Origin of the sequence: Algibacter sp. (genome assembly GCF_049667265.1) — a bacterium.
GTDB lineage: Bacteria > Bacteroidota > Bacteroidia > Flavobacteriales > Flavobacteriaceae > Algibacter_B.
Map to the genome: position 1 here is coordinate 1 of NZ_JBATHX010000048.1, position 6,067 is coordinate 6,067.

Genomic DNA, 6,067 nt, shown 5'->3' on the forward strand with positions numbered 1-6,067 from the left:
AAAGGAAGATTAATTTCTTTTTAAATCTATAAATTAAAAACCGCTTCATAAAATGAAGCGGTTTTTTTATTCCTTAAAATGAATCACACTATTTATGTGCATTTTACAAAACGTCTGCTGTAACTTCCAAATCTATCGTAACTGCCATAGTAAAAATCATAGCCTCTGAGCATTTAGATTCCCCTTCTACGCCAATTAAAACATCTTTGCCAGATTTAAGTTTTGATGCTATGGTATTTAATTGCGCTACATTAGTAACTTCAAATATGGTACCTGCATCAACTATTTGCTTTACAATCATGTCGTGATCAACTAATTGAACACCATCTGCTACAAAGTTTCCAACAATTGTACCCTCACTATCACCAGAGAAATCAATCAACCGATAGGTAAAACTGGTTATTCGTACATTTTGAATAACATTGAGGTATTTTTCAGTATCTTGATTATTAATATTGATTAACATGGTTTCGTTAAGAACCATATTCTCTCCTGCTTGAACTGTTACATTTAACTGCTCATTTATTGTAGTATCAAAATCAACCTCAGTAAGCTCGTCGATTTTATCGCAAGATATAAAACCTTGAAGAACAAATAAAACTAAAAAAAAATTAATAAAAGTTTTCATAATATAAAAATTTAAACCGTTAATAAAAGCTTAAATAAATTTACGAATCAACCATTAATATTACAATTTTTACCAACTGATAGATATCAGTTTTAATATAAAACCAACATTGTATAGCAAAGTTATTTTTTTTAGATTATTCCCTAAAATGTTTGAATTCAAATATTAAATTTCAGTTTAATCTAGATATGGTAGTTTTAAGGTTTTGAAATGGGAGCAACTTCAATTGGTGTTTCTTCAACAGCGAATTGGGTATCGTACTTTTCAAATACCTTTTTTATAATATATTTCCCTAACACCATTTTTTCCAAAATAATATCGCCATTAAAAGAATATCCTGACCTTAAATTTAGCTTTTGGTTTTCTGATAAACTTATTAAAACATAAAAATTATTATCGGCTTCTTTTCTAATAGGAATAAAGCTTAATTTTCCAATTATTGGTCCATATTGATAGTAATAATAAGCATCCAGCTTTAAGTGTGTTGTCTGTCCAACCTTTAAGTATTTTAAATCTTGCTCCTTTACGCGCGCTCTAGCATAAAAACTATCAGAATCAGGTGAAATTGAAATTAAAGATTCTCCTTTATTAATGAAACTTAAATTTTGATTTTGTGTAAATACATTAACAATAACACCATCTAAATTTGCAATTAAAAACTGTTTATTGTCTGAAGATTGGACTATATCAATCGATTTCTCTCTAGTTTCTAATTTTGAGTTAACGTTTTCCTTCTGCTGGTCCAATCGGTTTTGAGATGCTATTAAATCGGAAATTTGAATTTCTAGAGTATTTTTACTTTGCATATATCCGTTTTCTAATGAACTGTATTGTCCATTTAACTGGCTTCTTAAATTCTGCAATTGTAAGTATTGACTTTTTGAAGTTAAATAATCGTCATTTGCCTGCCTAAGCTCGACTAAGCTAATTACCTCTTTCTTATACATTATAGAATCTGAGCTTAATTTATTACGTTTAATTTTAAGCTGCTCATTTAATAAATAGGACTGTTGCCCAGTACTTCGTAATTCATTACTTATTTTTTTCTTGTTATTTATATACTGAACAGAATCGAGTTTAATTTGTTTTTTGAAGAAAGCAACTTTCTCTTCAATATTTAATTTATCAATATCAATAGATTTATTTTGCTGAAAAATGGTTACAAATTCACCACTTGCATTATCTATTTCCATTAAGGTATCGCCTTTAACTACACGGTCGCCTTTACTTACATAAGTTTTTCTTGGAATAATTTCAAACGGGGCCTTAAAATTTATTTCTGGGTTGTTCGAAACTATTTCTCCATAATTGTAAGTCACGGTATCATTTACGGGAATTACAAACATACAAACCGTTACTATGGCTATAAAAATAACTAAGATTCTAAAGAAAATTTTTATAAAATTAATTTCCTTAGTCTCATATAATCTTTTATTATCTAAACTATATCTACTCATTTATTTTTGCAGCGTTAATTCTCCTTTACTCAGGATATAAGTTTTATTAAATTTCATATGATCAACAGCCTCATGAGATATTATTAAAAATGCTTTTTCTGAGGCCATTAAGGTGCTTTCAATTACAATTCTTGATGCTGTATCAATTCCAGATAAAACTTCGTCTAACATTATAATATTTGCATCGCTAACTAAAGCACGTAGTAATAATATTTTTTTTCTTTGACCTGTTGAAAGGTTTTTACCATTTTCACTTATACCGTAGTCTAAACCAGCATCATTGGAAATTATATAATCGTAAAAATCTATCTTTTTGGCCATTTCAATAACATGGCTCATTTCAACATTTTTACCAAACGTTATATTATACAATAAGGTTTCATTAAATAAAATATCTTCGTTGGTTACTAATAAAATGTTATCCCTTATAATATTCTTATCATAAAGCTTCACATCAACATCATTTATTTTAATAGCGCCTTTGGTTGGGCTATAAAGTAAGGCCAGTATTTTGCAAAATGTAGATTTACCAGAGCCATTTTTACCTTCAATTTTAATTTTCTCTCCTTTTTTAATATTTATATTAATATCTTTTAATATTGGAGATCCTGGCATATACTCAAATTCAACATGATTAAAGTTTACGCTTTCAATAGCTACTTCAGTTATAGTTTGTTGTGCAGATTGTGCGATTTCTTTTTCATTAAAATCAAAATACCTTTTTAAGATTACTAAGTTTTCTTGCAAGGTTAAATTCTCACTTAAAATATTACTTAATGAACTAAATATTTTGGATGATAACGCCAAAAACGTAATGATTTGACCTAAAGTTATGGTTTGGTACAAAATGGCATCTTTAGCCAGCAAGGTTAAAATAGTAAGCCCCGCAAACAATGTTATTAAGCCAACAACAGTAGAATTAATGATACTGTAATATTTAACTTTTGTTTGAATCGCTATAAGCTCATCAATATTATCTTTTACTTTATTTGAGAAAACATTTTCAATTTTAAAGCTTTTTATCACTTGGATGCCTTCAATTTTTTCAATCATGGTAGAGAAATAATTTGCTTTAATTGCAAATCGTTTCATCTCGTTAGTTTTTAAAATTGGCGTCATCACTCTGAACCAGATATAAAAAATAATCATGACCACAAACACTATGGTTGTTAATTGCCAATTAATAAAAAACAGTAAAACAAGCGAATAAATAGACACTACAATGTCCACTAATATGGTGGTGAAAAACCTTAAAAAGAAATCCTTTAATTTTCTTGAATCACTTAGTCTTTCTGTTAAATCTCCACGTCTAAAATTTTGAATAAAACGAATAGAGAAATCATTTAATTTCTGGTCGAAAGTGCCTAAAAAGTATTTATCCAATATATTACCAAGATGAATACTTATAAACTTTTTATAAAGCGCTATTACAATATTGAATATTTTAAAAATAGCAACGCCTATTATGAATAAAACCAATATGTTTAGCTGAAAACTCGGTAATACTTTATCAATTAATATTTGATTAATAAAAACTGCCAATTGTGTTACAGATGCAGCAAAAATGGCAGTAAAAATGTAGATATACCAAATTTTTCTATCAGATTTTAAGCCTCTTAATAATTTTAAGTACATGCTTTCCTCTTCCAAAGGATAGTCAGGATGTACAATCGCTTTTTTATCCTTCGCTTTTACAGTTAAAATTAAAGGTGCTTTAATTTTAACTTGTTTTTCCTTAATTCCTACCGTTTTAAAATGTTCAGGAATTGACGGCATGTCTTGATTAAATATTAAATCAAGTAGAAACTTTTTTTCAAGTGCCTTGTCACTAAAAGGATAATTTTCCTGGTAATAGCCAAAATACATGAGCTTATTAAATAATGTTGTGATATCATTATCCTTTAAAGCTTTAGTTTTGTCAATTTTATAGGTTTCAAGTTCACTTTTAATTATAACACTTAAGCGCTCTTGCATAGCCACTTGATCGAGATAACTATCAGAATAATGGGCTATTTTTTTTAATTCTTGTAAAGTAAGATAGTAGGTTTTTACACGGTTGGAATCGTAAACTTTAAGCTTGCCGTTTTTTATTCCATTAATGACCACATAATGTAATTCATTTTTGTGTTCAATTGGCACTATGAATGGGAACAAGTCTTCAAAGTAGGCCTTGTTGTTTTTAGTTGTATTTACATCTAACAAACTAAAGCTTGCCTCGCACTCATTATTATCAAAAAACGTTTTTAAATCGCTCATTCTCGAGCCATATTGATTTAAAAATACTTCATCTTTAATGTAATCTCTACTTACATTTTTATGTAAAATATTATAAACGGTTTTTACAGCACTTATACCACAATCGTTATTTCTTATTTGTTGGTCTATCATGTAATATTACTGTTATAGTAGTTGGGTTCTAATGGCTCAAATATATTGCATTTATTTTTAATTATAATTTTTGCAAATATCTTTCCAGTTAGAATGCATTTTTATGGCACTTTCAAATCTGTTTTCAGGATTTAATTCTAAACTTTTTGTGATAAATTGTTTTACGATATTGGGCATTCTTCGTTTTAAAAACACGTCATTTTCACTTAAGTTTAAATTTTGTTTTTCATCAACCATAGTTTTCCAAGTATCTGCTTTAAATGGCAGGTTTTTTGTAAAAATGTAGTATATAATTAGCCCTATTTGATATACTTCAGCTTGAAATTGGGTCACTTTTGAAAACCGTCTATCTAAAGATCGAAGTGCCCTTTCAGGAGGAATAAACGCGTAAACCCCGCCATTTCTAACCTTTCCTTTTTCGGTTTCAGTAATTAATTCAACTTTATTAGAATAGCCGAAATCAATAATTACAGGTACGCCATTTTTTTTAACAAGAATATTACTAAAATGTATATCGCCATGATACACATTTTTAGTATGAATTAAAGCAAACCCCTTTAGCATTTTTAAAACAAGTGCCATTTTTTGTGGCGTACTTAACTTATTATTTTTTACATATTTTGAAACAGAAATACCCTGAACCTGTTTTAATTTAATATAGGGTTGCTTTTTATAGGATTTAAAACCAAGTGTTTTGTTTATGTAAATAGAATTGAATTTTATTAAAAAATTATATTCTTCTTTAAAATGAAAAAGGTATTTATTAAAGCTTTTTTCGTCTTTAAACTTGGCTTTATTAAGTAATTTTATGACACTTTTTTTATTTGTTTTTAAATCTCGAACCAAATAAACATCTGTTATTTTATTGTTTCCTAAAATGGATAATACTTTATAGTTTAAAAAGGTGTCTTTTTTTTGAAAAAGCGTATCAAGCTCAACTAATTTTTCGGTTTTATCTTCAGGAATAATCCATTTTCTTTCTGTTAAGTCTTTAAAAAAACTATTTAATTGGTTTGCCAACAACTTCTCTTCCTCAACAGACTCAATATTATATGCTTTTTTGTATAACTCATGAATATCACTTAAAGAATTTGGTAATTCAAAATATTTCAAGAAATGAAAAATAGTTTCATTAATTAAAAACACATTTGTTCGCCTTGTAGAAATTATTGCAAAATACTCTAACTCTTGGTTTTTATTCTTTTCTGAATTGAGTTCTATATAACTAGACAGTTTATACATAAAAGCAGTTAAAACAAATTAATTAATTTTTTAAACAATAATTATTGCCAATAAGCACTTTGAAGTTTAGCTTGAAAGATAAGAAAGATGAAAAAAACAAGAACAATTAAAATGAAAAAAATAATTTTAATCTAAAATTAGAGCAAAAAAAAACAGGTTTACAAAAGTAACCTGCTTTTTTTTATAATATATTCGAAATTCTATCCTTCTACATAAATAACGGTTACTGCAACAACTGTACTTGCACCACAACCTGATGAAGATGATGAAGATGAAGATGAAGAACTTCCTGATCCAGAACTAGAACCTTTTTTACCGTGTTTTTTTCCTTTTCTTTTTTTCCTTTTTCTTC

At 27.8% G+C, this 6,067-nt stretch carries 4 protein-coding genes; all 4 read right to left on the reverse strand.

Translation table 11 applies throughout. The annotated features are described in order from the left end of the window. Nucleotides 1-103: 103 nt before the first annotated feature. Entirely contained in the window at nt 104-628 is a 525-nt protein-coding gene (locus WBN21_RS01640) for a hypothetical protein (RefSeq protein WP_424197570.1), read from the reverse strand. Nucleotides 629-825: 197 nt separating this feature from the next. Next, complete coding sequence (locus tag WBN21_RS01645) at nt 826-2,085, reverse strand: HlyD family secretion protein (protein WP_424197571.1); 1,260 nt, start codon at nt 2,083-2,085, stop codon at nt 826-828. Beyond that, nucleotides 2,086-4,473, reverse strand: coding sequence for an ABC transporter transmembrane domain-containing protein (locus tag WBN21_RS01650; protein WP_424197572.1), 2,388 nt, complete (start codon nt 4,471-4,473; stop codon nt 2,086-2,088). A 57-nt stretch (nt 4,474-4,530) separates the two neighbouring features. Continuing rightward, nucleotides 4,531-5,715 (reverse strand): protein kinase domain-containing protein, encoded by a 1,185-nt coding sequence (locus WBN21_RS01655; RefSeq protein WP_424197573.1) that lies wholly within the window; start codon nt 5,713-5,715, stop codon nt 4,531-4,533. Nucleotides 5,716-6,067 lie beyond the last annotated feature (352 nt).

Excerpts from the sequence above, each read along its gene's own strand:
- WBN21_RS01655 (WP_424197573.1), bottom strand. The coding sequence starts at position 5,715 with ATGTATAAACTGTCTAGTTATATAGAACTCAATTCAGAAAAGAATAAA.
- WBN21_RS01645 (WP_424197571.1), bottom strand. The coding sequence starts at position 2,085 with ATGAGTAGATATAGTTTAGATAATAAAAGATTATATGAGACTAAGGAA.
- WBN21_RS01640 (WP_424197570.1), bottom strand. The coding sequence starts at position 628 with ATGAAAACTTTTATTAATTTTTTTTTAGTTTTATTTGTTCTTCAAGGT.
- WBN21_RS01650 (WP_424197572.1), bottom strand. The coding sequence starts at position 4,473 with ATGATAGACCAACAAATAAGAAATAACGATTGTGGTATAAGTGCTGTA.